This is a genomic window from Pedobacter sp., assembly GCF_965249885.1.
Classification (GTDB): Bacteria; Bacteroidota; Bacteroidia; order Sphingobacteriales; family Sphingobacteriaceae; genus Pedobacter.
In genome coordinates, this window is record NZ_OZ252254.1 from 2,646,686 (window position 1) to 2,671,662 (window position 24,977).

The 24,977-nt window shown below is 38.2% G+C and carries 20 protein-coding genes; 10 read left to right on the forward strand and 10 right to left on the reverse strand.

The window, feature by feature from the left end; genetic code table 11:
* Positions 1 to 35: 35 nt before the first annotated feature.
* On the forward strand, positions 36 to 1,577 hold the full coding sequence (locus ACY2A0_RS11285; protein WP_461789557.1) for a S8 family peptidase: 1,542 nt from the start codon (positions 36 to 38) through the stop codon (positions 1,575 to 1,577).
* Between the two features lie 64 nt (positions 1,578 to 1,641).
* Here ACY2A0_RS11285 and ACY2A0_RS11290 read toward each other — a convergent pair whose 3' ends face one another.
* Positions 1,642 to 1,935, reverse strand: a complete 294-nt coding sequence (locus ACY2A0_RS11290; protein WP_461789558.1) for a response regulator — start codon at positions 1,933 to 1,935, stop codon at positions 1,642 to 1,644.
* A gap of 84 nt (positions 1,936 to 2,019) precedes the next feature.
* Positions 2,020 to 2,733 (reverse strand): pirin family protein, encoded by a 714-nt coding sequence (locus tag ACY2A0_RS11295; protein ID WP_461789559.1) that lies wholly within the window; start codon positions 2,731 to 2,733, stop codon positions 2,020 to 2,022.
* A gap of 364 nt (positions 2,734 to 3,097) precedes the next feature.
* Here ACY2A0_RS11295 and ACY2A0_RS11300 point away from each other — a divergent pair, with 364 nt between their 5' ends.
* Complete coding sequence (locus tag ACY2A0_RS11300) at positions 3,098 to 4,240, forward strand: putative sensor domain DACNV-containing protein (protein WP_461789560.1); 1,143 nt, start codon at positions 3,098 to 3,100, stop codon at positions 4,238 to 4,240.
* Position 4,241: 1 nt separating this feature from the next.
* On the opposite strand, the gene ACY2A0_RS11305 is transcribed toward ACY2A0_RS11300, so the two are convergent.
* From ACY2A0_RS11305 to proB, 3 genes are all read right to left on the reverse strand, one after another.
* Positions 4,242 to 4,403, reverse strand: a complete 162-nt coding sequence (locus ACY2A0_RS11305) for a hypothetical protein (protein WP_461789561.1) — start codon at positions 4,401 to 4,403, stop codon at positions 4,242 to 4,244.
* Positions 4,404 to 4,596: 193 nt separating this feature from the next.
* Positions 4,597 to 5,835 carry a glutamate-5-semialdehyde dehydrogenase gene (locus tag ACY2A0_RS11310; RefSeq protein ID WP_461789562.1) on the reverse strand — a complete coding sequence of 413 codons (1,239 nt, stop codon included), beginning with the start codon at positions 5,833 to 5,835 and terminating at the stop codon, positions 4,597 to 4,599.
* 59 nt (positions 5,836 to 5,894) lie between these two features.
* Positions 5,895 to 6,971 carry a glutamate 5-kinase gene (gene proB / locus ACY2A0_RS11315; RefSeq protein WP_461789563.1) on the reverse strand — a complete coding sequence of 359 codons (1,077 nt, stop codon included), beginning with the start codon at positions 6,969 to 6,971 and terminating at the stop codon, positions 5,895 to 5,897.
* Between the two features lie 750 nt (positions 6,972 to 7,721).
* On the opposite strand from proB, the gene ACY2A0_RS11320 reads away from it, so the two are divergent.
* The 4 genes from ACY2A0_RS11320 (at position 7,722) to ACY2A0_RS11335 (ending at position 12,884) form a co-directional block, all read left to right on the forward strand.
* On the forward strand, positions 7,722 to 8,072 hold the full coding sequence (locus tag ACY2A0_RS11320) for a PadR family transcriptional regulator (protein ID WP_461789564.1): 351 nt from the start codon (positions 7,722 to 7,724) through the stop codon (positions 8,070 to 8,072).
* Positions 8,073 to 8,110: 38 nt separating this feature from the next.
* Positions 8,111 to 9,724 carry a PspC domain-containing protein gene (locus tag ACY2A0_RS11325; protein WP_461789565.1) on the forward strand — a complete coding sequence of 538 codons (1,614 nt, stop codon included), beginning with the start codon at positions 8,111 to 8,113 and terminating at the stop codon, positions 9,722 to 9,724.
* 280 nt (positions 9,725 to 10,004) lie between these two features.
* Positions 10,005 to 12,455, forward strand: a complete 2,451-nt coding sequence (locus ACY2A0_RS11330) for an outer membrane beta-barrel protein (protein WP_461789566.1) — start codon at positions 10,005 to 10,007, stop codon at positions 12,453 to 12,455.
* Positions 12,456 to 12,524: 69 nt separating this feature from the next.
* On the forward strand, positions 12,525 to 12,884 hold the full coding sequence (locus tag ACY2A0_RS11335; RefSeq protein ID WP_461789567.1) for a hypothetical protein: 360 nt from the start codon (positions 12,525 to 12,527) through the stop codon (positions 12,882 to 12,884).
* A gap of 62 nt (positions 12,885 to 12,946) precedes the next feature.
* On the opposite strand, the gene ACY2A0_RS11340 is transcribed toward ACY2A0_RS11335, so the two are convergent.
* The 3 genes from ACY2A0_RS11340 to ACY2A0_RS11350 form a co-directional block, all read right to left on the reverse strand.
* A complete protein-coding gene (locus ACY2A0_RS11340; protein ID WP_461789568.1) occupies positions 12,947 to 15,661 on the reverse strand; it encodes a carboxypeptidase regulatory-like domain-containing protein in 2,715 nt (904 codons plus the stop codon).
* A gap of 279 nt (positions 15,662 to 15,940) precedes the next feature.
* A complete protein-coding gene (locus ACY2A0_RS11345; protein WP_461789569.1) occupies positions 15,941 to 16,570 on the reverse strand; it encodes an NAD(P)H-dependent oxidoreductase in 630 nt (209 codons plus the stop codon).
* Positions 16,571 to 16,575: 5 nt separating this feature from the next.
* Positions 16,576 to 17,172, reverse strand: coding sequence for a TetR/AcrR family transcriptional regulator (locus ACY2A0_RS11350; RefSeq protein ID WP_461789570.1), 597 nt, complete (start codon positions 17,170 to 17,172; stop codon positions 16,576 to 16,578).
* 265 nt (positions 17,173 to 17,437) lie between these two features.
* Between ACY2A0_RS11350 and ACY2A0_RS11355 the strand changes: the two genes are divergently transcribed.
* On the forward strand, positions 17,438 to 18,394 hold the full coding sequence (locus tag ACY2A0_RS11355) for an outer membrane beta-barrel protein (RefSeq protein ID WP_461789571.1): 957 nt from the start codon (positions 17,438 to 17,440) through the stop codon (positions 18,392 to 18,394).
* A 79-nt stretch (positions 18,395 to 18,473) separates the two neighbouring features.
* On the opposite strand, the gene msrA is transcribed toward ACY2A0_RS11355, so the two are convergent.
* Positions 18,474 to 19,070 carry a peptide-methionine (S)-S-oxide reductase MsrA gene (msrA, locus tag ACY2A0_RS11360; RefSeq protein ID WP_461789572.1) on the reverse strand — a complete coding sequence of 199 codons (597 nt, stop codon included), beginning with the start codon at positions 19,068 to 19,070 and terminating at the stop codon, positions 18,474 to 18,476.
* 530 nt (positions 19,071 to 19,600) lie between these two features.
* Here msrA and ACY2A0_RS11365 point away from each other — a divergent pair.
* Positions 19,601 to 20,566: an isopenicillin N synthase family dioxygenase gene (locus ACY2A0_RS11365; RefSeq protein WP_113637353.1), complete on the forward strand. Its 966-nt coding sequence runs from the start codon at positions 19,601 to 19,603 to the stop codon at positions 20,564 to 20,566.
* A gap of 72 nt (positions 20,567 to 20,638) precedes the next feature.
* Here ACY2A0_RS11365 and ACY2A0_RS11370 read toward each other — a convergent pair whose 3' ends face one another.
* On the reverse strand, positions 20,639 to 22,834 hold the full coding sequence (locus tag ACY2A0_RS11370) for an OstA-like protein (protein WP_461791515.1): 2,196 nt from the start codon (positions 22,832 to 22,834) through the stop codon (positions 20,639 to 20,641).
* A gap of 238 nt (positions 22,835 to 23,072) precedes the next feature.
* Here ACY2A0_RS11370 and tilS point away from each other — a divergent pair, with 238 nt between their 5' ends.
* Both tilS and ACY2A0_RS11380 read left to right on the forward strand, forming a co-directional pair.
* Complete coding sequence (gene tilS / locus ACY2A0_RS11375) at positions 23,073 to 24,401, forward strand: tRNA lysidine(34) synthetase TilS (RefSeq protein WP_461789574.1); 1,329 nt, start codon at positions 23,073 to 23,075, stop codon at positions 24,399 to 24,401.
* Positions 24,402 to 24,884: a hypothetical protein gene (locus tag ACY2A0_RS11380; RefSeq protein WP_461789575.1), complete on the forward strand. Its 483-nt coding sequence runs from the start codon at positions 24,402 to 24,404 to the stop codon at positions 24,882 to 24,884.
* Positions 24,885 to 24,977: the final 93 nt, after the last annotated feature.

Below are 24,977 nucleotides of genomic sequence, written 5' to 3' on the forward strand. Positions count from 1 at the left end.
CCGTTTCTTAACAACTTAATTTATAATTAGCACAAATGAATAAAAATCAAATTAGAAGTCTAGTTGCCCTAGCATTATTGGCAGCTGGTCCTATGTTTGCATCTGCCCAGTCGCAAAAGAAAAATTGGTTTAATTTAGATTTGAAAGCGGATAGTGTATTCGGTATTAGTACTGAAAAGGCATATAACGAGCTTTTAAAAGGTAAAAAATCAAATACTGTTATCGTTGGTATTTTAGATAGCGGCGTTGATGGTGTCCACGAAGATTTGAAATCTGTGATGTGGGTGAACAAAAAAGAAAAAGCGGGCAATGGGAAAGATGATGATAAAAACGGTTACATCGACGATGTTAACGGCTGGAGCTTTTTAGGGGGTAAAGAAGGAAATGTTAATCATGAAACGGTAGAAATAACCCGTTTAGTTCGTAGAGATGCCGCCCGTTTTGCAAATGTTACTGAAGCCAACGTTAAAGCAGCAGATAAGAAAGATTTTGAGGCTTATTTAGCCAATAAAAAGGAATTTGAAGATGCACTAGAAAAAGCAAAAACAGGTTTACAAAGATTCGAGAATTTTAAAAATGCAGTTGATGGCCTAGTAAAGAAAATCGGAAAGGAAAATCCGACTTTAGAAGACATCAAAAATTATACACCTGAAGGACAGGTTGAATCAAGTATTAAAAACACTTTGATTAGAGGTTTGGCTAATTCCGATTTTAAAGATTTTTATGAAGCTCAGATTAAAGGTGGTTACGATTATTTTTACGGACAAGTAAATTATAACTACAACTTGAGCTATGATCCTAGGTCGGTAGTTGGTGACGATCCAAATAACAGCAATGAACGTTTTTATGGAAACAACGATTCTAAGGGACCAGATCCTTCGCATGGTACACACGTGGCGGGTATCATTGGTGCCGACAGAAAAAATACGATAGGAATTAATGGCGTTGCTGATAACGTTTTGTTGATGGCGGTGCGCAATGTGCCAGATGGGGATGAGCGTGATAAAGACGTGGCCAATGCGATCCGTTATGCTGTTGATAATGGTGCAAAAGTATTGAACATGAGCTTCGGTAAAGCTTATTCATGGGATAAAAAAGTGGTAGATGATGCAGTTAAATATGCAATAAGTAAGGATGTTTTATTAGTTCACGCGGCAGGTAACGACAATAAGAACTTAGATTCAGAAAATAACTTCCCTACTAATAAGTATGAAGATGGATCTTTAGCATCTGCTTGGTTAACCGTTGGTGCATCAACGCCTTACAATGATAAAAGATTGAAAGCGTCTTTCTCAAATTATGGTAAAACTAGCGTTGATGTTTTTGCTCCAGGTTTCGGTATTTATTCTACTTTCCCTAACCAAACTTACAAAGATGAGAATGGAACAAGTATGGCTTCACCAGTGGTTGCAGGTTTAGCTGCCTTAATTCGTTCTTACTATCCTAAGTTGAAAGCTACACAGGTTAAAGAAATTATCATGAAATCAGTAGAGAAAGCAGATTCTTTAAAAGATTTATGTGTAACTGGCGGTGTAGTTAATGCTTACAATGCACTGAAATTAGCTGCTACTTACTAGTTAAATCACTTATTAAATTAATCATAAAAAAGAGTCCCAGTTTACTATTGGGACGCTTTTTTTTTTAGGCTAAGGCCTGATGAATTTCTGCGTATAGTAACCCGCTACCTCCGCCATAGTGCTTTACAACTCGAGTTTTTGGTGCGGATTTATTTAAGTCCAAACATAGCACTTGCTCTTCTGCATCTGTAATGCCAGCACCAATCAAAATCACATCGTATGTAACGTTGTTGCAGGTTGCTATGGCATCATTTAGAGTCAAAGCTACATCGGCGCTCCAATTTTCCACCTTTTCGATTAAACGTTTTATGGTTTCGGCGATAGGCTGGTTTGTACAAACTATAAGAATATTGACCATTCGCTTTTCTGTTTAAACTACAATGCACATTTCGTGAGGAAAATCCGCTTTGATCCGTGCACTGTAGCTGAATTAAACTTTTGATTAGAATTTCATTGGAACTTCCATCACTAAAAATTCTGCATCTGATGTTGCTGTAACTTCAAACTTATCTGTGTCCCAAATACCGAAACCATCTCTAGTATTTACATCCTTGCCATCAATGTTTAAGGTACCTTTTAGTACAAAGATGTACACACCGTTACCTTCTTTGTGCAGTTGATAAGTTTTGGTGGTGTTAACATCAAATCTTGCCATGTTGAACCAAGCATCTTGGTAAATCCATACACCAGCATCATCTGCATTAGGAGATAATACCTGTACAAATTCATTTCTTGTGCTAGCGTCAATTGTAATCTGATCGTAACGTGGTTCCACATTTCTTTTATTTGGGAACACCCAAATTTGTAGAAATTTGGCAGGTTGAGCTGCATCAGGGTTGTACTCGGAATGGTAAACTCCTGTACCTGCGCTCATCACCTGTATCTCTCCCGATTTAATGGTGGCAGTATTCCCCAGGCTATCTTTATGTTGTAGTTCTCCTTCCAATGGGATGGAGATAATTTCCATGTTGTCGTGCGGATGTTCGCCGAAGCCCATTCCACCAGTTACAAAATCGTCGTTTAAAACCCTTAATGCGCCAAAATGTATGCGATCTGGATTATAATATCCAGCAAAGCTGAAAGAGTGAAAGCTTTTTAACCAGCCATGATCTGCGGCTCCGCGGGTGTTAGCTGTGTGTAATACGGTCTGTGCCATAATTTTTTTCTCCTTTGTTGATACAAATTTACAAGCGTTTTTTCGGTTGATTATTGATGTAGGATAAGAAAGTCAAAAGTCAAAAGTCAAAAGTCAAAAGTCAAAAGTCAAAAGTCAAAAGTCAAAAGTCAAAAGTCAAAAGTCAAAAGTCAAAAGTCAAAAGTCAAAAGTCAAAAGTCAAAAGTCAAAAGTCAAAAGTCAAAAAAAAATGGACATACAAGGTACGAATATATTTAGGGAGTGTTTAAACCTTTAGTTTTTTTGACTTTCCTATCCAAACAACCAAACAACCAAAACTGTCTTTCAATAGTCATTCATTCATCGAAAGTCGTATTTTGCAAAACCAAATAGATAACTTAGTAACATGATCAATAGGGCTACTTACCAAGCGGCGCAAATTGTTGCACCTACCATCGAAACTCACTTTGCCGAACATTTGGCCGAAGCGAGTGCCAAAGGCGAAATAGACTTGGCGCCACAGCCGCCCGCCCGTGTAATAGAAGCCATTTTGGATGCTGCTTTTTGGAGCAGTTTGCGTAAGGAAGAAGGGCATTCGCCTAAAATCTCCATTGCTTTTTTGCCCCCCGAACAAGCAACTAAACCACTACTGTTTAAACAGAATTTACCTTTGAACCCCAACGTATTGACCAAGTTGGCACCGGGTGTTGAGCGTGGCGGTATCCACATTGGGGTATGGCACGATGGTTATGATTTGTACGTTTGGGGCACCACCTTAAATATTCCTAATTACTGTTTCGTAGTAGATGTATCAGAACCGGCGTTGTTAGTGGTTAAGCACCGCAGGATGGCTGGCTTTGGCAAATTTACCAATGTAGCTGTTTTGAAAGGTGATCAGATCAAAATTGTCAACGAAAATGCGCCTAAAACTGGGGAGTGTCCCAGTATTTTACTGTCACTGCTTGACTTAACAGCAGAAAGTTATTGGAGCGATGCTGCAAATATTCTCATCCAATTAGCGGTTTCTATGCGTGCCCATGGCAGAGGTGGGGCCGTGCTTGTGGTACCTCAAGGTAAAGATGACTGGAAGCAATCTGTAATTCATCCTATCAGTTATGCTTTAACACCAGCATTTAAAGGCTTGGCAGATTTGGTACGTAGGGATCGAGATGATTCGAGTGAAATTTTTTGGCAAACCGCTTTGAAAAGGGAAATTGATCACTTAGCTGGGTTAACAGCGGTTGACGGCGCAACTATTATCACTGATGAATATGAGCTTTTAGCATTTGGCGCCAAAACCGGCAGATCAAATAGTAGCGAACATATTCAGCAAATTTCCTACACTGAACCCATTAATAATGCGGAGGCTTTAGTGGTACATCCAGCAAAAATTGGCGGTACAAGGCATTTATCAGCAGCTCAATTTATATTTGATCAAAGAGATGCCTTAGCACTAGTGGCCTCACAAGATGGGCACTTTACGGTGTTCAGCTGGTCGAAATCTTTAAATATGGTACAGGCGCAACGCATTGATGCACTGCTGCTATAATTTATGCCGTGAATATTCCAACAACTATAGCAAACAGTAGTAGAACTAAAATTACGATGCGGTCGGCTACAACACGTTGCCTATAAGTAGAAGGTTGAGTAGCTTTTTGCTCTCTCACTCCATAAATTACGTTGGTAGCTGCTTGATGTAGGTTTGCAATCATAACTCGTCCTCCTTTTATACTCAACTATAAACAAAGACGAAGCCAATTATTGTGGATATGTTGATAATTAGCGTTTTTAAGTATTTTATTTATTGATACCCGTATATTAACGGGTAATTTCTCTCAAAATAGCAGAATATTGTTGTCTATTTTTTGAAACATGAACCAGTTTATTGAGTTAATATTCATACAGTTAGCTTCTGGTTTGTCCGTTTCCCGTAACTAGCCATTTATAACTTGTTAGCTCTTCAAGCGCCATTGGTCCACGGGCGTGAAGTTTTTGTGTGCTAATACCAATTTCTGCACCCAAGCCAAACTGTGCACCATCGGTGAATGCTGTAGATGCATTAGCGTAAACAGCTGCGGCATCTACTTGATTGAGAAATAATGCTATATTTTCTGCATCTTCGGAAATAATGGCTTCACTATGTTTTGAACTATAATTGGCAATGTGATCCAAAGCTTCCATGATATCTTTCACAACTTTTACCGCAAGTTTCAATGATAAGAATTCTGTTCCAAAATGCTCGGCTGTCGCATTTTTTAATAGTTGATTTGGATAGCTTTCTTTTAATCTGGCATAACTAACCTCATCAGCATAAAGCTCAACATCTTTTTCGGCCAAAGGCGATAATAATGTTGAAATGTCTGAAGTGCGTTTTTCATGTATCAAAACACAATCTAATGCGTTACAAACACTTACTCTACGCGTTTTAGCATTAACTATAATTTGTTGACCTTTTTCTAAATTGGCCGAAGCATCAAAAAAAGTATGTACAATGCCAGCACCTGTTTCAATAACTGGAATTTTACTGTTTTTTCGAACATAATTGATCAGCGACTGGCTGCCTCTTGGAATAAGTACGTCTACATAACCAACGGCATTTAATAGTTCTTCAGTTGCACTTCTATCGGCTGGCAATAAAGTCAATATATCTTTATTTAGCTGATGTTTTTCCAATACGTCATGGATAACTTTTGTAATCGCTAAGTTGGAAAATTCTGCATCACTGCCGCCTTTTAATATGGCAACATTCCCAGTCTTGAAACATAGTGAAAAAACGTCGACAGTAACGTTTGGCCTAGCTTCGTAAATTACGCCAACCACTCCTAAGGGTACGCGAACTTTTTTAATATTGAGATTGTTTGGTAAAGTTCGGTCGTTAATTACGTTTCCTAGCGGATTGGCCAACTTAACTACATTTTGTACGTCATCGGCAATTGCCGCAATACGTTCTTTCGTTAGTTGTAAACGATCATATTTAGGATCTGTCTTGGCCATCCTATCCAAATCTTTTTGATTTTCAGTAAGGATAAAATCACTATTTACTATTAATGAAGCTGTTAAATCAGTAAGTACTAAGTTAATCGTCTCTTTGTTTAAAGAAATGATGTTTCTAGTGGCTTGTTTGGCATTTTCGAAGTGGGTCATTTTAGTGTCTAGGTGTTATGTGTTAGGGGTTAGGCTTTAGATATTTACCTTACTGCCAACTAAATCGCATAAAAATAGTCGTAATGCACTAGTGGCTTTTGGTTTTTTTGGCCAATCCGCTCTCTGGCTTTGTCGGAACTATATTTTGCGATTCCCAGTCCAATTAACTTTTCGTCTTCATCCAAAATTTTAATGATGTCGCCTTTTAAAAAGTCTGCTTTAATGGCAATGACGCCAACGGGCAACAAGCTGGTAGCTTTGCCAGACGTAAGCACTTGTTTAGCGCCATTGTTTAGCTGCACAGCTCCGGTAGCAGCAGTTTCTGCATGCGCAATCCACTTCTTTTGACCAGATTTGATTTTATCTGCAGGAAAGTGGGTATGAACTATTTTATTTTCCAGTAAATCGGTTAATACATTAGCAGTTTTGCCGTTAGTGATGTGTACGTTAATGCCTAGCTTGGCAGTTTTTTGTGCGATGGTAGTTTTGGTAATCATGCCACCTCTGCCAAATTGCGATTTTCCAGTACTTATAAAGTTGCTCAAGTCTGTAAATTCGCTCGTTACTTTTTCAATTACTTTTGAGGTTTCCAGCTTTGGATCACCATCATAAATGCCGTTTACGTTGGAAAGAATAAAAAGCGCATCAGCGTTCATCATAGAGGCAATAAGGCCAGCTAGCTCATCATTGTCGGTAAACATTAGCTCAGTTACAGAAACCACATCGTTTTCATTCACTACCGGAATTACCTGGTTTTGCAGTAAAATATGAATGCAGTTTTTCATGTTAAGGTAATGCACTCGATCCCTAAAGTCTTCCTTGGTCACCAATACTTGGGCACATTGGATCTCATGCCTATCGAAATAGGCAGCATAGGTGTTAATGAGTTTTACTTGGCCAATGGCAGCAAGTAGTTGTCTTGTAGCTACGGCGTCTTGTTTTTCGCTAATTTTAATTAAACTGCGTCCGGATGCTACCGCTCCAGATGAAACCAGTATAACTTCAATTCCCTGTTTTTTGATAGCTGCTAATTGATCTACCAAGTGAGCAATGCGCTCGTTATCAGGTAAACCATTAGCTTGTGTAATTACATTAGAACCTATCTTAATAACTATTTTTTTGTACTGTAATGCCATTATCTTGTTTGGAATTGCTAATCTACCAAATAAGTAGGGTTTTTCATAGTTGTTGGGTTTTTGGTTGGTTAGTTGTTTGGATTTTTGGAGTTGAATTGCCTTAGCGCACTTAGCGGTTTCTTATTTTTACTTTGCGTTAAATTAAGTTTGTTTTTAACCGCAAAGATTTCGAAGCGTCATGCAGAGAACGCAAAGTTGAAAGCTTAGCGCACTTGGCGGTTTCTTATTTTCCTTTGCGTTAGTTTGTTTTTAACCGCAAAGATTTCGCAGGGTCACGCAGAGAACGCAAAGTTGGAAATTTAGCGTATTTAGCGGCTTCTTATTTTTCCTTTGCTTTAGTTTATTTTAACCGCCAAGATTCGACGGGTTACGCAGGGAACGCAAGGTTTCGGGATTTTAGTATGCAAGTGGTAGGTGCAGGCTTTTGTACAACAAACCCGATGGAAGTGGAAATACTTTTTGTTTTATTATTGCTGGCACCGAATCCGTAATTTAAGCTGTTCAGAATAGATTCCTCGTACCTTGGAATGACAGGATGATTAAACAAAAAGATTGCAACGAACAGCGGGGCTATCTTGCCCAAATAGTGATGTATTCGCTTTTCAAATATGTTAAAAAATCTTTCTCAAATAATTAAACAAAAAAATAAGTAAAATTAATACACTGATTTACAGTTATTTGAAAAATATTTCCATGTTTTTATAGTACTATGTATTGCATAGTACATTATTTAACATATATCTTTGTATTATGATAGCAGAGAATACGCAAACCCAAATGCGCAAGGGCATACTCGAATATTGTGTGCTTTTAATCATCTCCCGAGGAGAGATTTATGCGTCTGATATAATTGCCGAATTGAAGAGGGCAAAACTACTGGTGGTAGAGGGTACCTTGTATCCTTTACTTACTCGGTTGAAAAATAATGGATTGTTGAGCTACAATTGGGTGGAGTCCACCTCTGGTCCGCCACGTAAATATTATGTGTTAACACCAGAAGGCAGGCAAATTTTGACCCAACTGGACACCACATGGCAAGAGCTAGTTTACGCCATTACCACATCACAACAAGGAGCTAACCCAACAACTGAAGAAAAATAAACCAACGCAGTGGCTTGCTACTGCTAAAGCATACAGATATGAATAAGACGATTATCATCAATATAGGCAATTCCATTATCCACATTGAGGAAGAAGCTTATGAAATACTAATGAGTTACCTTAACGAGATTAAGCAACATTTCGCTAAAAATGCTGATGATTTTGAAATTGTTAAGGATATTGAAAACCGCATTGCCGAAATGTTCGCGGAGATTTTACAGAAAGGCCAAAAACAGGTAATTGACGTAGCCGACGTACAAGGTGTGATTGCCCAAATGGGTAGTGTAAAAGATTTCATGGACGAAGAGGAGGAAACGTTGAACGAGGGTGCCGATATCAATTATATTGGAGTTAAAAGACTTTATAGAGATACACATGATGGCGTAGTAGCTGGTGTTTGTGCCGGATTGGGACACTATTTAAATGTGGAAGCTAGATGGATAAGACTAGCATTTTTCTTACTTACCTTTTTAGGTGGTACTGGTATTCTGGTTTATTTGATTTTATGGATTGCCGTTCCTAGAGCGTCCAGCAGATCGGAAAGAATGCAGATGAAAGGTGAAGCGACTAATTTATATGGTTACAAGAAAAGCTTCGATGAGGAATTAGCTGCGTTTAAGGCAAACATGAAATCGGCAAATGACCAATTTGGACCCGTAGTTAAAAAATCAGGGAATTTTTTGGTAGAGCTAATTAAGATGTTTGGACGTTTAATTAGAGGTGTTTTTAGGTTTTTTGGAAAAACGGTGGCTATTTGTTTCATTGTTTTTGGTTTTGGAATGATGATTACCCTAATTGTTTTCCTAGGAATGCTGCTGGGGTTTTGGGATGAAAATACCTACCAAAGTTTTCCATTGAATGTAATTAACACACCGTTTAGAGACGGCCTGATTTTCCATGCTTTCCTTACCTTTTTTGTTCCAGTATTGGCGCTAGTGTTGTTTGCACTTAAAGTGGTAAATAACAGAATTGAGATTAGTAAATACGTTTGGTTTGGGCTATTAATAGTTTGGCTTGTTGGTGCGGGCACTACAGGTTATTACACCGCTAAAATTTTTGGTGAATTTAAAGAAGAGGCTGAATTAGTGCAGCATACAGATTTAAAACCATACCAAACTTATGTAATTGATGTGGATAAGAGCATGGTATTTAACAAACAGGATAGCATCAGGTACCATTTGGAGGATATGGATATGGGCAAGCGCACCGTAGTGGAGAATTTTGACAATGGCCCTTTTAGAAATCCTCGAACGGTAAGTTTCGAAATTGAGAAAAGCACTGACGGCAAGGCTTCCATTTCTGCCACCTACAAAGCTCAGGGTCGAAACTTTGAGATAGCCTTGAAAAATGTACAAAACGTGAACTATAAATTTTTACAGCGAGACTCAGCTTTGATTTTTAACCCAGCGATTCAATTCAAACAGAACGCACCTTGGCGTGATCAGCATGTTCATTTAAGATTAAAGCTTCCGATAGGTACAAAAGTTAAAATCAATGAAAATAATGATAGGTACTGGAGCTTCTATCAATATGTTTACGGTTGCAGCACTGATAATGCCGAAAATAATGGCTACCGCGAATGGGTCATGACTGAAGATGGTTTGAAATGTAAATACGATCTAGATCATCCAAAGGAAAACGAGCAGCAATAGCCCGAGTAGGTAATTAGTTCATTTTTTAGATTAAAAAATAACTCCGGTATTGGAGACGGGAATTCTATTGCCTAATAATTAATGAAAGTAGAAGTTGAGCCACTGCTTAAAAACGACGTTTAAAGATTACTAATAAATAATATTGCAACAAAGGAGCTGAATAGTTAAGTCTGTGTAACCTAATATTCTAATTCTAAGTCTTAGAAAAAAACCATAAACAATGACGGTGCTAGGGGAGGATTTTGACCATTGTCCTAGCACTTTCTTAAAAAAAACAGCGATGAAAAAATTACTCTTGATAATGACATGCCTTTTGGCGTGGGGGAATTCCTTTGCCCAGAAAAAAGGCACAATTAGCGGCAAGTTGATTGCCGAAAACAACGACGCTTTGCCCTACTGCTTGGTAAAATTGGTGAACGTAGCAGACAGCACTATTACCAAGCAAACCGCCGCTAATTTGGATGGAATTTACCAATTTTCTGCGGTTGACGCTGGTACTTACCAGTTGCAGGTTAAAATGGTGGGTTATCAAAATTATGCCTCTGCCAAATTTGTTTTTAATGGAAATGACTTACAAATGCAGGCGATTAAAATGCAAAGCGTAAGCAAACAGTTGAAAGAAGTAAGTGTGGTAGCGCAAAAGCCTTTTGTAGAACGAAAAGCAGATAAAACAGTGCTTAACGTGGAGAACAACATTACCGCTACAGGAAATAGTGTGTTGGAGTTATTAGAGAAAGCTCCGGGAGTGACTATCGATAGGCAAACTGAACAAATTAAGCTAAATAATAAGGCTGGCATTACTGTGATGATTGATGGTAAAACTAATTTCCTCTCAGGTACAGATATCAATACGGTGTTGAGCAATATGACTAGTGACCAAGTGGCGACAATAGAATTGATTACCAATCCATCGTCTAAATACGATGCCGCGGGTAATGCTGGTATCATCAATATTAAACTGAAGCGAAATAAAAACTACGGTACCAATGGAAGCGTAGCCTTAAATACTGGTTTAGGAGGAGTAAAGAACGGTCCTTCAGATTTGTATCGTCATAGTGCCAACTTGAATTTGAACCATAGAGTGGCACAATGGAATATTTTCGGAAATACTTCCTATAATATTCGCACTGGTTACAATCAGACCTTGTTAGACAGGACTGCAGATATAAATAATACAGTCACAAAGTTCAATCAAGCTTTTAACCGCAGTCAAAAAGGCTCGGGTTATTCAGGGAAAATTGGTGCTGATTATTATGCCTCTAAAAAAACTGTACTTGGTGTAATGGTAGAATTAGGTACCATTGATAACGAGCAAAAAGGATTTAGCAGTGCGAATATTAACGAGTATCAGCAAAGTACACAGCAGCTTAGTTATATCAACCAAAACAACGGTAATAATGGCAAGTTCAACAATATCACTTCAAACTTTAATATCAAACACGATTTAGATAAAGCCGAAGCTTCAATAACATTTGATTTAGATTATGCAGGTTATGGGTTAGACAGAAATGATAGTTTTGATGCGCTTTACTTGAATGCCGCATTACAACAAACCAATGCTTCAAACTTGCGCAATATTATAGATGCTAAAATAAATGTGCTAGCTGCAAAAACAGATTTTACTTGGCCTTTTTCAAAAACACTAAAATTTGAAACTGGGTTAAAAAGCAGTATTGTAAAAACCAATAATGATTTTGTTTCTGAGCAGCTCAATAATGGGCAATGGTCGGATGTTTTTGGTAGATCAAACCTTTTTGTTTACAAGGAAAATATCAATGCAGGCTACGCTAACCTTTCGCAAAGTTGGAAAAAGTGGCAAGTTCAACTGGGGTTAAGAGCTGAACACACTCATAGCACAGGTACCTCTGTGACGGCCAACAGCGAGGTTGATAGAAATTACATCTCTTTGTTCCCTTCCATTTTTGTGAAGCAAGAAATAAGTAAAAACCATAGCATAAATTATTCATACAGCAGAAGGATAGATCGGCCAAATTACCAGCAGTTAAATCCATTTGTGCAGTATCTGGATCCTTATACCATTGATAGCGGGAACCCTTACTTAAATGCTCAATTTACTGATAACTACGAACTAGGTTATAGTTTTAAGGAGTTCTCATTATCTGCTAATTATGCTAACGTAAAAGGTATGATTACACAGGTAAGCCGTCAAAATGATGCAACAAAGCAAATTGAAGTACAGCGCCAAAACTTTGGAAGGGCGGATTTATACAGCGCTAACATATACATACCACTTAAAGTTACTAAGCAGTGGAGTATGCAAAGTAATTTTTCGGCAATGTACCAGGATTACCAAGATGGTACGCTAGTGGGTGCGGCTTATCAACGAGCCAAAGTGTCATTCAATTTCAATACCTCACAAGCTATTGCTTTCTCTAAAACGTTGAGAGCGGAGGTAAGTTTTTGGTTTGACTCGCCGAGGATCAGAGGTGTTGAGGAAACTACTGTAGCGCAGTATGCTTTAAACTTTGGTATTCAAAAAACGATGATGCAGAATAAATTGAAACTGCGATTGGCGGTGGATGATGTATTTGCTACCAACCATTGGGAGGGACGAATGCAGTATCAAAATGTAAACATGAATATCAAAAATTACTACCTGAGCAGAAAAGCTTCCTTTAGCTTGAACTATGCGTTCGGAAACCAGCAAGTGAAATCAGCGAGGAATAGAAAAACTGCTTTGGACGATATTAAAGGCAGAACTGGAGGATAACATACTTCGGATTGGTCAAAGTACTTAAAACTGATGCCTGATTCCTAACTATTTACAACTTATAGAAACATGAAAAAGATATTTTTATTGCTTGCAACGGCTTTTATAGTAACGGCTTGCAACGAGCAAGAAACTTCATTGAAGGTTAAGAAAACCAATGAGCGTTTAGAACTTTCGGCAGTATATCCTAAAAATAAACAAGCAAAGGTGGAAGATATGCTAAAAGAAATTTTTAAAGGAAAGGATAGCTTGCTTTTAACTAACGACTTAACCGTTGGGAAGGAAGTAAAGTTGACTAACGGAGCTGTTTTTTACGTGAGATATCACCCTGGAAAGTTAGAATTGGAAATGCTGTTGGAGCGAAACAAGGTTGTTGGGCGTGAATATTTTGATATGCTAAGTGCCCACGTGAAAACTGCTTTGAATTGATAGGTCAAAAAAAAACCAACTGATAAACGTCAGTTGGTTTTTGCTAATAATATACTAGTCAATTATTTTACGGTATATCTCAGTACCGTTCTTCCAATGTTTCCATTTTTATCTATTCCCTCCACTACAGCCTTGTAAGTTCCTTTTCCGTCTGCATTGTTAAATTCAAAACTGATGTTGCCTTTTTCATCGGTAATTAATTTCGGATTCCAATAGATGGTTGTCCTTAAGTCATTGCTGGTAATCGGCGCATTTGGTAAATATTTTGGGGAGTAGAAAGTTCGTTCTTTACTATAACCCATAGGAGAATATTTGACTTCATATTTCTTAGGAAGCATATCAAGAAAAGCTTGCTTAGACATTTTTTCGCCCTTGGGGATTTTTTTTGAATTGATAACAATCACACCTCGAGTGCTATACATTCTATCAACCGTGCCAAGCGGATCGTTTAAGAATAATTCGATAGATTCGACGTCATTGGCATTAACCGTGTTCAGTGCATTTGCATCTACAAACATACCATTTAAGAAAATCGCGGCTGGTGTCCTAGCGCCTTGATTATAATCTCTAGTGATATAAAATTTCTGTTCGTTAAAATCAAAGGTGAAGCTTGGGGCTTGTATTTTCAAACATTCCAATAGCAAATTACAACCTTCCAATTGTGCGCCATCTATAAATCTATCAGGAATTTGGCTTAAACCCGTTAGTGCAGGATAATCAGAATGGCTAGGTTTTTTAATGCCGGCACCTCTAATTTCTACCGTTTTTAAAGTGCGCATAAAGCGGTATTGTTTCTGGCTATTGCTTAAGTAGGAAGACATTAAAGTATCAATGTTTTCCACTTCATCGGGGGCGTTTAAGTTATTGCCTTTAGCAGCGCTAGGAATCCCATCCAACATAATCATCAAGTTAGTATAATTGGGATTGGAACGGGCAGTTACCACAACTTGTGATGAATCAGGAAAATTCAAATCGGTAAAGTTGAACACACCAACGTTGCTGGTTGTAATTTCTTTGGCAATTGGCTTACCAGTAACCATCATTCGCATTACGCCTTTTCTTATCGGCATGCCGGTTAAGTCTCTTAACGTACCCGAAATAGTAATTCCTTGTTCGGGCAATAGGAATATTTTAGGATAGCGGCCGGCCAAAATCTCTTTATACGAAAATCGTCTATAACCTTGCGTTAACATCAATCGATCTAGATCGCCAAGTTTCTTTTCATCAGTTTTATTGAAATAATAATTAGGTTTCTCTACGTAACCTTTTAAATCGGAAGTCAGCAAAAGCGAACTTAAAATAGTAACCTCATTGTTTTCATCAACTGGAACCTTGGTTTCATCCGTAACGCTTACCGAAAAATCACCCACTATCGGCTGGCCTTTACTCTTGGCATCCAAAGTGAGTTTCACTTTCTGGCGAGGTTTGTATGCAGGAAGATCTGCCTTTAGCGCTAAGTTCATTGCGTCGTTGTGTAACACAAAAACCAATCGTTCGCTAAGTGGTTCGCTATTTTCGTTAAATAAAGTCAGTTGAGCAATGCCAGATGGGAAATTTTGTTTTGGTATTTTAGCATTAATCACTTGATTTTTTAAGTTTAATTTAGCGGCATAAGCAACGGTATTAGTATTTTGCCCAACTAAGTAAAAAGCTTTGTCTTTATTTGCCTCCAAAAACGCTGTACTAGCAAGTACTCGTAAGTTTATCGCGTCAGCAGCAGATGGATTGGTAACTTGTAAAATAATTCCTTCTTTTGCTTTGGGCAAATCCACAGTTCTGGTAACCCCGTCCTTTGTGAATTTCACTCTGTAAGTTTTATTCGCTTCAGGAGTGATAAAAAAGCTACCTATGCCTGCAAATGAGGAAGTAAAATTTCCAACTTCAGCGTTTTGATCATCAATGATAGTTCCTTTTACGTCGGTTCCCAAGCCATTCGCTTTAATTACTTTGAAGCCCAGCTGATTAGGAACTCCTACGATAAACTCACCTCCTTCAGGAAACAATTGGAAATCTATTCCATTATCATTTTGTCTGATATTGAAACTGGCACTGGCCAACTCTTTATCGCCCATACTTACATCGGCCACTAATGTTCCTTTCTTAATTGGATCTCCCGGCTTACTAGTAACGGTAACTGTAAGGTAACCATTGGCATCGGTAGTACCCTTGCCTCGGGCGAAAACATCATAATTGTGAAATACTCGCCAATTCACAGTTTTATTAGCTAGCGGTTTTTTATTGATGTCTTTAAATTGGATACGAGCAGTTGTTTTAATGCTTTTATCTGCCGCTATGTTAGCCAAATTGATGTTGGTAATGAGCTGCTTGTCGATAGCCTCCCCAATTAAAATATTTTTAGAGAAAAAGTAATCTGAATCAAAGTTGAGCATCCATAAAGTGTAAGCTCTAACATAATAGTTGCCCTGTTTATAGGTGTTCATTGGAAGTGGAATATTACCATATGCCACACTATTTTTTACTGGCAATTTTAGTGTTTGTATAAGAGAATCAACCTCATTGTACATTTCAACATATACAATTTTACTTAGCGGCGATGGCATATTGTTTTGGCTGGTGATATAGGCTTTCAACCAAATGGTATCTGCTACTGCATAATAAGGTTTGTCGGTATGTAGATACACTTTCTCCAGCGGTTGCTCATCAGAAAGGCGCTTTGTTTTATTGATAATGTTGTTTAAAGTGAGACTGTCTTGTTGGGCGTAGGCCGATGTAATAGCAAAGCAAAAAAGCAGTAGTATTAGTTTCGTCAATTTCATTGTTATACAAATTCATTATTGCAGTGAAGCTTCTCGAATTTGAGCTACTTCCTTTCGCAACGACGGGTGAAATGCTAAATATATGGTTTATTGCTCAACGGCGGGAATATGTAGCCAAAGTTTAACAAAATTTTACAATATGAATTTTGTAAGGGCTGGTTATAGTTTGGCTAAACCCTTGATGTGTGAGAGATTTTCCTGGCTGCGGAGGATCATCACTAGAACTGGCGTATGCAGCTTAGGATTTATTGCCGTCAGCCCAAGCCGACGGCAATGAAATTATTTCTTGATAAAGAAGCTATCTTCAGGTTGGCGTACTTTTTTCAAGTTTACTAACCAGTCGTTTGCTTCATCGCGATAGCCAAGTGGCAATATAGTAACGCTTTTTAGGCCTTGTTCATTCAGCTTCAAAATTTCATCGTATTTTGCACTGTCGAAGCCCTCCATCGGTGTTGCATCAACTTTTAATAGTGCAGCTTCGGCGATAGCCAAACCAAAGGAAATGTAAGCTTGACGAGCGGCGTGCTCAAAGTTGATATGCGCATCGCGGGTTAAGTACATGCTTTTTAAGCGAGCAACGTAATCTGCGTTAGCATCAGCAGGTACACCACGCTCTGCATTGGTGCGGTTAAATACTTCGTCAATGCGCTCTTCGGTGTAGTTGTCCCAAGCTGCAAAAACAAGTACATGCGAAGCATCTACAATTTGCGATTGGTTGAAGCTGTGCGGTAATAATTGCTGTTTCAATTCTGGGTCAGTAATTACCACTACTTTAAAAGGTTGTAATCCTGATGAAGACGGCGCTAAACGTGCTGCCTCTAAAATTTGATCTACTTTTTCTTGTGGAACGGCTTGTCCGTTCATTTTTTTTGTGGCGTAACGCCAGTTTAATGCTTCAATTAAGCTCATGATTTTTAACGATTGATGTTTTTTATAAATCCTTGTATTGCATCCAAGAGAATTTGCTGCTGCATTTCATTTGGGGCTGCGGTGATGTTAACCATACTAATGGAGGTAAGTCCGTGTAAAATAGACCAAAACGTGTGGAATTTCAGGAACTTGCGCTGCTCGTCAATTTCAGCCATTAGGTTGCTAATGCTCTCGATAACGATGCTGCTAAAGTTGCCAATTTCTGCAATTTCCTGTACTTTTTGACAGCTAGGTATACCTAAGCCAAACATCATTTTATAGTAGGCTGCATTTTTAAAAGCAAACTCAAAGTAAGCCAAAGCCATTTGCGTCAACCGCATCTCGGCTTCGCTATATTTTTCTTTGGTTTGCTGCATTGCATTTGCTAACAAATTAAAACCATGTTTTACAAATTCTTCCTGTATGGCATCCTTACTATCAAAATGATTATAAACTACTGGTAAACTATAGCCAATGGCTTCAGCAATTTTTCTAATAGAAACCGCTTGCCATCCTTCCAAAAGCACAATTTGTTCGGTAGCTTCTAGGATCGCATTTTTGGTGAGTTCCTTTTGTTTTTGCCTACTTTTTTTAATTTCCATTTTATTGGTTAACACTGTTAGCAAAAGTAAAAGTTAACACTGTTAGCTAAAAGAGTATTTTTGGTTTTTTACCTGATTATGATAGAAGTATCTGCAGGTCATTTAAACTAACTTTAGGTTTGAGTTTTAGTACAATAACCAATAAATGCTCAAAATTTCAACAAAAACTTAAATAATAGCAGAAACAATTTTTGCTTTGACACGGTTTTTATTATGCATGCATAGTTGAATGCATTTAGTGTTGAACGTTAAATTTTTTTGAGCGATGAAGAAGTTATTATTATCAGCCGTGGTTATGGTTGCTGCGTCAGTAAATGTATTGGCGCAAGACGGTAGGGGCTTTTATTTAAAACCTACAGGAAGTTATTTTATCAAAGTTACTCCGGTGGAGTTTCCTAACGTCGGCGAGCTAGAGCCTAGAGACAGGGTTTTTAATATCAACCCGTTAACCGGTGCGCAAACCTTAATATCAGAAGAAGCAATTACGGGCTCTTTTGGGCAAGGCTGGAGGGCAGGATTGACAGGAGGATTTAGATTTAATTCGGTAGTAGCATTTGAGATGGGCGTGAACTATTTTGAAAGTGAAAAGCAAACCATGGCCCGCCAAACTGGATATAACCAGTTCAATGGAAGTCAATTACTGTCTATACATTCAAGAGGTCAAGTGAAAGCACTCGACTTAACACCAACCTTGGTATTTCACGTGCCTACTTCCAAAAATTTTAGACCTTACTTAAAAATGGGAGCAGTATTGCCAGTTTATGGATTTTTAGAAATTAGTACAGACATTAACGATCAAACGGGTGCTGTGGCCAGTCAAATAAATCCAGCGCTAAGGGCGGTAGAATTAACTAGGGAAGAAAGAATAGAACCAAGACCTACCATCGGGTTTTTAGGTGCTGCAGGTTTTAGCGTTCCTATCGGAAATAAAATTAGTTTCTTTAGTGAAATAGAATATCGCAATGTTTCGGTAAGTAGTAAAGAGAAAGAGGTGCGTAAATTCGAAGGGACGGGAACTACTTTGTTGGGTACAAGGGTGCCAATTACCATCAATGACTTACCAACTGCACAGCGCTATACCGATTATCATAAAAGGATTGATCAGAACTCGAATACGCCAGGCAATACCAATTATGATCCAAATCAAAGAGGTGATGACTTGCGATCGTACATTAATATTGGAGGCTTAGGGATGAATGTTGGTCTTAAGATTGGATTCTAAATTGCGTAAGCCAACTTTTAAACAAAAAGCTCATGTTGAACTAACATGAGCTTTTTGTTTAGGTGAAATCTTAAGAATGTTATTTGATTTTTGCTTTGAACAGCTTTTCCAACTTGTCCATTTTTGGTAAAATTACCGCTCTGCAATAAGGTGCTTGTCCGTTTTTGATATAGTAATCCTGATGGTAGTTTTCAGCAACGTAAAATGGTTGCGCTTTTTCTAAGGTCGTTACTACAGGTTTACCGAAGGCATTTTCTTTATTTAATAAGGCTTTGTATTTCTCTGCCGTTGCCTTTTGCTGCTCATTATGATAAAAAATTACAGATCTATATTGTGTGCCAACATCGGCACCTTGGCGGTTCAAGGTAGTTGGGTCGTGTAATTTCCAAAATACTTCCAAAAGTTCATCGTAGCTAATTTTAGATGGATCGTATTGCAGTTCAATTACTTCGGCGTGGTTGGTAGTTCCTGTGCAAACCTCTTCGTAGGTTGGATTTGGCACATTACCGCCTTCGTAGCCCGAACGTACGTTACTTACACCATTTAAACGTTGAAAAACTGCTTCGGAGCACCAAAAGCAACCCATTCCAAATGTTGCTTTTTCTAGTTTTGGTTTTTGCGCATCGGCACCAATTATGGAGAAGAGAACTAAAGATGTCATAATTATCCTTTTCATTTTATGTGTTTTTTAAATTCTTATTTGTGGTTGGCATTTTCAAAAAAACATCTCCGACTTGAAAATATTTACTAAAACATGCCTTTAACAAAGTTTAATAAATATACGCAAAACGTAACGCAAAAGTTCTTTAGCGGTATAAAAATGACAAGCAGCTTAATATTGAAACTTTTGTAACCTATGTCAATTAGTGCAGTTTCGTTTTAAGCCCGACAATGATAATAGCAATTGCACTTAAGTGATAGTAGCCCCCTTAAATTACCGCCTTACTGTCTTTTGTTATTTAGCCGCGATTGTAGTGGATCCCGATTTTTCATCGGGAGAAACAGAAAGCGGGACTTGCGGAACCGATAATAACTAGAAATTGCGCTCCAAATTATTATGATTTTATACACGTATTTGTGCTAAAACGGCTTGTTGTTAATAACTTAAATTGTTGTATTTGAGTTTTTTGTATTGATTTTTTGATGGAAAATAAGGTTTGTTAACATAACTTTTCTAAATTTAACTTGAACATTAAAACAAATCATATGTCAACACCTTATATCCCGTGTTTAGATTTAAGCACCTATGTAAACGGAACGGAAGAACAACGCAAGAAATTTTCGGATGAATTAGGGAAAGCCTTCAATGATTCGGGTTTCGTAACGATTACCAACCATGGCGTTAGTCAGGAATTAATTGATCAATTATACAAAAATATTAAGGAGCTATTTGCGTTGCCGGTTGAAACTAAGCGTAAATACGAAAAGCCTGAATTGGCGGGACAACGTGGCTACACCAGTGCGGGCAAAGAGACAGCTAAAGGCGCTAAAACTGCTGATTTAAAAGAGTTTTGGCAAATTGGCCAAACGGTGGAGGATGGAGATCCTATTAAAAATGAGTATCCAGCAAATGAGGTAGTAGAGGAAATTCCGGAGTTTAATACCGTAACTAGGGAAATTTACAGGAAACTGGAAGAGAATGGCAAGCATTTATTAAGGGCAATTGCGACTTATTTGGGTTTGCCAATTGATTATTTTGATCAACATGTCCATAATGGTAACTCGATATTGAGGGGGATACATTATTTTCCTATTGAAGATCCGGATTCGATTTCGCCTGATGCGGTACGTGCAGGAGCGCATGAGGATATCAATTTGATTACTTTATTAATTGGCGCTAGTGCTGATGGTTTAGAAGTGCTAACGCGTAGCAATGAGTGGTTGCCAATTAAAGCACACCATACTGATATTGTGGTAAATGTAGGAGATATGTTACAGCGTTTAACTAATAACAAGCTGCGCTCAACAACGCATAGGGTGGTTAATCCTCCTCGTGAACTGATGAAAACTTCTCGTTTTTCGGTGCCGTTTTTCTTGCACCCACGCAGCAATATGGATTTAACAAGTTTAACTTCTTGTATTGATGAAGCGCATCCAAAACTGTACAGCGATATGACGGCAGGTGAGTATTTAGACGAGCGTTTGAGAGAGATTGGTTTGAAAAAAATGTAAGTCATCGATTTTTAATCGTAAATCAATAACCTTTTTTACAACAAAAGCTCCAAATCAGGAGCTTTTGTTGTTTTAATTCTTTTTGATCAAGCTATCTAGCTTCGTACTGTCGCTAGGTTTTGGTGTGAGCTTAGGAAATTCAGGAAGCGGCATTGGAGCTTTTTCTGGTTTTGGGGTTTCCTTAGTTTGGGGCTTACTTTCTACTTTACTTTTGGTAGCGACTACTTTTCCTTTTTTTGTTGTGCTGCCTTTTGCCGGTACCGTTGCCTTCGGTTTTACGGCTACTCCTTTAATAATGTCGGCCTTGCTTACTGGGCGTAACTCAGGCTTCCAGATAAAGCCCGTTAGAAGTGGCTCTTTGCCGAGCTTATCTATAGGGTCAACCGCACCTTCTACTTCCCTTACCGTTACAATGTGGGTAAGCTCTTTATCCAAGAATTTGAATCTTAGTCTACTGCTTACGGTTTGGTTCACATTATCGTATTCGCCTTTGTTGTTTTTACTGTAGTAAATGCTTTCCGAGTTGCCATCCACGTACATGTTTCTCAGTTCACCGTTTGCAAAAAATCCGGTGATGATTTTACCTTTAACTTGATTGAATTTGGTTGAGTCGCCGTCTAAATTTACAATAAAACCATTATTGATTACCTGAAAATTGTGGATTTTGCTGTTTTTGAAGAAAACGTTGATGGTGTCACCCGTTTGTTGTGTGCCATCAGACCATAATATTGGATTATTGTACCAGCGTAGTGTGGAATCAGCAGAAGTATAGTATAAAGAATCGGCTTTGGCCTGCATGTTAGATTTATATACCCTAACATTGTGAAACGCTTTGATAACCCTAGCCTTAACGGTATCCGCTGGTGTAAGTGTGCTACTGTCTGTAGTTAGTTTTGATGTAACTAAGTTGCCTGCTTTTTTTGTTGACGGCGTGTTGCTTGCTGAGGTAGCAGATTTAGCTTTATCCCCAGTAGTTAACTTTTGCGGTGCCACGTTTTTTACGGATTCGGTTTTAACAGGCTCAGCAATTTTCTTCAGCTTCATTAAACTGTCGGCCGTCAAGCTATCCTGCCTCAGTTTAATTTTACTTAGTGCCAAACTATCTGGAGGAGGAGGCGGCGAGTTCTCTTTATTGGTTTTCTTGGATTCTTCCTCAAGTTGCTTTTGTACTTTCTTGTTGAGTTTGCGCTCTGCACCATTGGCTTTTTTATCGTCTTTCGGTTCAACTGCTGATTGAGCAAGGAGTTTTCTAGCTTCTGCTTTCTCTTTTTCTTTCTCCGCCTTTTCTTTTTCGTCCTCTGCACCAATTTCGTTATCCTTTTTAACTGCTGGTCGGGTGAGTAATTTCAAATCTTTCACTAAAGAGCGCTGGCTTTCTAGCGTGTCAGCACCTAGCCAAAGCGTATCAGGTAATTTTTTATTGTTTACGGTGATAGAATCTTTTGTACCGATACCAACATAGGCTTTTTGAGTCACTACAATTCGTTCTTCGTTACGGTAATATTCACCTAACTGTCCCCATAAGGTAGTTTGATCTTTGGTGTCTTTAAAAACGATATTTTTAACCGCCTTGCCGTAACCCGTTTTTCCGTAATAATATAAACTATCGCCTTTTAAGGAGCGACTACCGTTAGTGTATAAGTTTTTCTTGCCAAACATGGCATTTTCACTCTTAGTATTGTAACTGCCATCTTCCGTATATAACTTATCATCTTTATTTTTGATGTTTGTTGGTCCGTAGAAATACGTCCAATTGGTTGCAGTGTTATATCGTAAAGTTTCTTCAGAACTGATGGTGGTTTTTTCGGCGGTAACAACGCGTACATTTACCTTAAAATAAGCATCACGGGTGTTCGAAAAATAGAAACCTTCTTGGCTGGTAATGGTTGCATCTTTATTTACCAACTTACCACCTGTAGTGTACTTTCCAATTTTGGCCACCATATCGTAATCAAGGATATCGGTAGTTAGCGTATTTTCCCTATCTAATAACTTTACGTTTTTCTCCAAATGCGCCTTTTTGGCGTTGCCGTCGTAATTTAACAGGTCAGAATAGATATTAAGCGTGTCGCCTTGATTGATGTGTACATTTCTGAAAGCTTCAAAATAATTCCTGTCCACATAAAGTACTGCACTATCACAGCGCAAAATTGCGCCTTCGTGGCTAAAAACGGGTTTTCTTAAATAGGATATTGATTTTTTTGCGTCGATATCGGCTTTCTCAGCAGATTCCAACTTAATTTGCGTACGGGTTTGAGCAAGTAACACAAACGGGCAGATTAACAATATGAATAAAAGGCGTAACTTTTGCACAGTACAAATTTACAATTTTAGATTCAGTTTATAATTGGCTTTATCAGTTTACCCAAGCAATGAACCAAATAACTAATAACCAATATCCAATAACCAAGCAACAATCATCAATAAACGGATGCGGCTGCTAAATGAACTAATGAACTAATGAACCAAATAACCAAATAACCAATTTACTTCTTACTTTTGAATAATGTTACCACTAAAGCAGTTTACCGATTATATTACCCAGCAGCATCTTTTTAGCGTTAGCGATCATGTATTGTTGGGCGTTAGCGGAGGGAAGGACTCTGTTTTGATGGCACAGCTATTTAAACTCGCAGGTTTTAATTTTAGTATAGCGCACTGCAATTTTAATTTGAGGGCAGATGAAGCCCACCGTGATGAAGCCTTTGTGAAGCTATTGGCTCAAGAGCTGGAAGTTCCTTTTCACGTAGTACATTTTGATACAGAGAGTTTTGCGAAGGAACACAAAATTTCTATACAAATGGCAGCTCGTCAGCTAAGATATCAGTGGTTCGAAGAAACGAGAAAGGCCAACGGTTACAATTATATTGCCGTGGCTCACCATCAAAGTGATGCGATAGAAACTGTTTTACTGAACTTGGTACGTGGCACTGGTATAAGTGGCATGCATGGTATTTTACCTAAAAGAGATCGTTTGATCAGGCCATTGCTTTTTTTATCGCGTGTGCAAATTGATCAACTGGTAGATGAAAATCAGCTACCCTTTGTGGAGGATAGTTCCAATGAAGTTAGCAAGTATGCTCGTAATAAAATACGTTTGCAAGTAGTTCCGCATTTGCGGGATATCAACCCCAACTTGGAGCATACGTTCGAGAAAAATATCGCCAGGTTTAAGGAATTAGAACTGTTGCTGCAGCAAGCTGTGAAGCAGGTTGCTAGCCATGTAAGTAGAGATGAGAACGGGTTACTGCACATTAGTATTGAAGATGTGAAACGTTTGTCGCCACAAAAGTTGCTTTTTTACGAGCTTCTAAAACCTTTCCATTTTACGGAAGCAGTGGTGGATGAAATTCTATCATCTCTAGAAAAGCCAAGCGGAACTTCATTTTATAGCGTAAGCCATCGTTTAACGGTTGACAGGTTGGAGCTTATTTTATCGCCAGTTGAAACGGCGAAACCTTTGCTTTATTTGCACGGAGAAGGCCACTTGGAAGTTGGTACTGAACATTTGATTTCGCTGAGCTTTACGGACCGTTTGAACTTTAAGTCCGAAAAGAATTTTGCGTATGTTGACGCCAACTTGTTAATTTTTCCGTTAGTATTTAGATATTGGCAAAATGGGGACAAGTTTAAGCCATTGGGCATGAAATCTTTCAAAAAACTAAGTGATTTTTTTGTTGATGAAAAGGTGCCTTTACCCATAAAAGATAGGACTCCATTATTGATTAACGGTAATGGCGAAATTGTTTGGGTAGTTGGAATGAGGCAAGATGAAAGATATAAATTAAGTGCAACAACAAAAAAAGTTGCTATATTCGAATTATCAAATTTGTAAATGGACGGCAGATACACCTATATCGAAAAACAATACATCGGCAGAGATTATATTCGTATCTCCATTAGGCTAATTATGGCTGCGTTTTGCTTCGCTGTTTATGTTTATGAGCGAGATCGCGATAATACCGTTGATTTGTTTTTGGTGGTAGGCTTTGGAATCATTGCGGTTTCTATTGTGTTGCTTTTTCTGGTTCAGTATAAAACGGTTATCGAAAATAAAAAGGTAATAATTGATGGCTTGTGGACTACAAAAAAAGTAGTAATTGATTTAAATCAAATTACGCAAATTAAAAAGACTACCTACAGCAGATTTTTCTTTAACAACCCCGTTTACAATTTGCATAAGAATGGTACGGTGCGTTTTTTTTCATCAGGTAGGGATGCCATTGTGCTTACCGATAGGGACGGTTTAGAGTACTACATCGGCACGCAAAGGCCAAATGAAATGTACTTGGTTTTGCAAAATGAAATGAAAGCCTAGTCTATCTATTTTATTACCCACAGATAACAATCTTTCAAGCTGTAATATTTTACATTTGCCTTTGTAAATTCTACTTTAGATTTACATCACAAC

Excerpts from the sequence above, each read along its gene's own strand:
- ACY2A0_RS11340 (WP_461789568.1), bottom strand. The coding sequence starts at position 15,661 with ATGAAATTGACGAAACTAATACTACTGCTTTTTTGCTTTGCTATTACA.
- ACY2A0_RS11325 (WP_461789565.1), top strand. The coding sequence starts at position 8,111 with ATGAATAAGACGATTATCATCAATATAGGCAATTCCATTATCCACATT.
- ACY2A0_RS11380 (WP_461789575.1), top strand. The coding sequence starts at position 24,402 with ATGGACGGCAGATACACCTATATCGAAAAACAATACATCGGCAGAGAT.
- ACY2A0_RS11335 (WP_461789567.1), top strand. The coding sequence starts at position 12,525 with ATGAAAAAGATATTTTTATTGCTTGCAACGGCTTTTATAGTAACGGCT.
- proB (WP_461789563.1), bottom strand. The coding sequence starts at position 6,971 with ATGGCATTACAGTACAAAAAAATAGTTATTAAGATAGGTTCTAATGTA.
- ACY2A0_RS11320 (WP_461789564.1), top strand. The coding sequence starts at position 7,722 with ATGATAGCAGAGAATACGCAAACCCAAATGCGCAAGGGCATACTCGAA.
- ACY2A0_RS11295 (WP_461789559.1), bottom strand. The coding sequence starts at position 2,733 with ATGGCACAGACCGTATTACACACAGCTAACACCCGCGGAGCCGCAGAT.
- ACY2A0_RS11355 (WP_461789571.1), top strand. The coding sequence starts at position 17,438 with ATGAAGAAGTTATTATTATCAGCCGTGGTTATGGTTGCTGCGTCAGTA.
- ACY2A0_RS11300 (WP_461789560.1), top strand. The coding sequence starts at position 3,098 with ATGATCAATAGGGCTACTTACCAAGCGGCGCAAATTGTTGCACCTACC.
- ACY2A0_RS11330 (WP_461789566.1), top strand. The coding sequence starts at position 10,005 with ATGAAAAAATTACTCTTGATAATGACATGCCTTTTGGCGTGGGGGAAT.
- ACY2A0_RS11310 (WP_461789562.1), bottom strand. The coding sequence starts at position 5,835 with ATGACCCACTTCGAAAATGCCAAACAAGCCACTAGAAACATCATTTCT.
- ACY2A0_RS11350 (WP_461789570.1), bottom strand. The coding sequence starts at position 17,172 with ATGGAAATTAAAAAAAGTAGGCAAAAACAAAAGGAACTCACCAAAAAT.
- ACY2A0_RS11285 (WP_461789557.1), top strand. The coding sequence starts at position 36 with ATGAATAAAAATCAAATTAGAAGTCTAGTTGCCCTAGCATTATTGGCA.
- ACY2A0_RS11290 (WP_461789558.1), bottom strand. The coding sequence starts at position 1,935 with ATGGTCAATATTCTTATAGTTTGTACAAACCAGCCTATCGCCGAAACC.
- ACY2A0_RS11305 (WP_461789561.1), bottom strand. The coding sequence starts at position 4,403 with ATGATTGCAAACCTACATCAAGCAGCTACCAACGTAATTTATGGAGTG.
- tilS (WP_461789574.1), top strand. The coding sequence starts at position 23,073 with ATGTTACCACTAAAGCAGTTTACCGATTATATTACCCAGCAGCATCTT.
- msrA (WP_461789572.1), bottom strand. The coding sequence starts at position 19,070 with ATGAAAAGGATAATTATGACATCTTTAGTTCTCTTCTCCATAATTGGT.
- ACY2A0_RS11345 (WP_461789569.1), bottom strand. The coding sequence starts at position 16,570 with ATGAGCTTAATTGAAGCATTAAACTGGCGTTACGCCACAAAAAAAATG.
- ACY2A0_RS11365 (WP_113637353.1), top strand. The coding sequence starts at position 19,601 with ATGTCAACACCTTATATCCCGTGTTTAGATTTAAGCACCTATGTAAAC.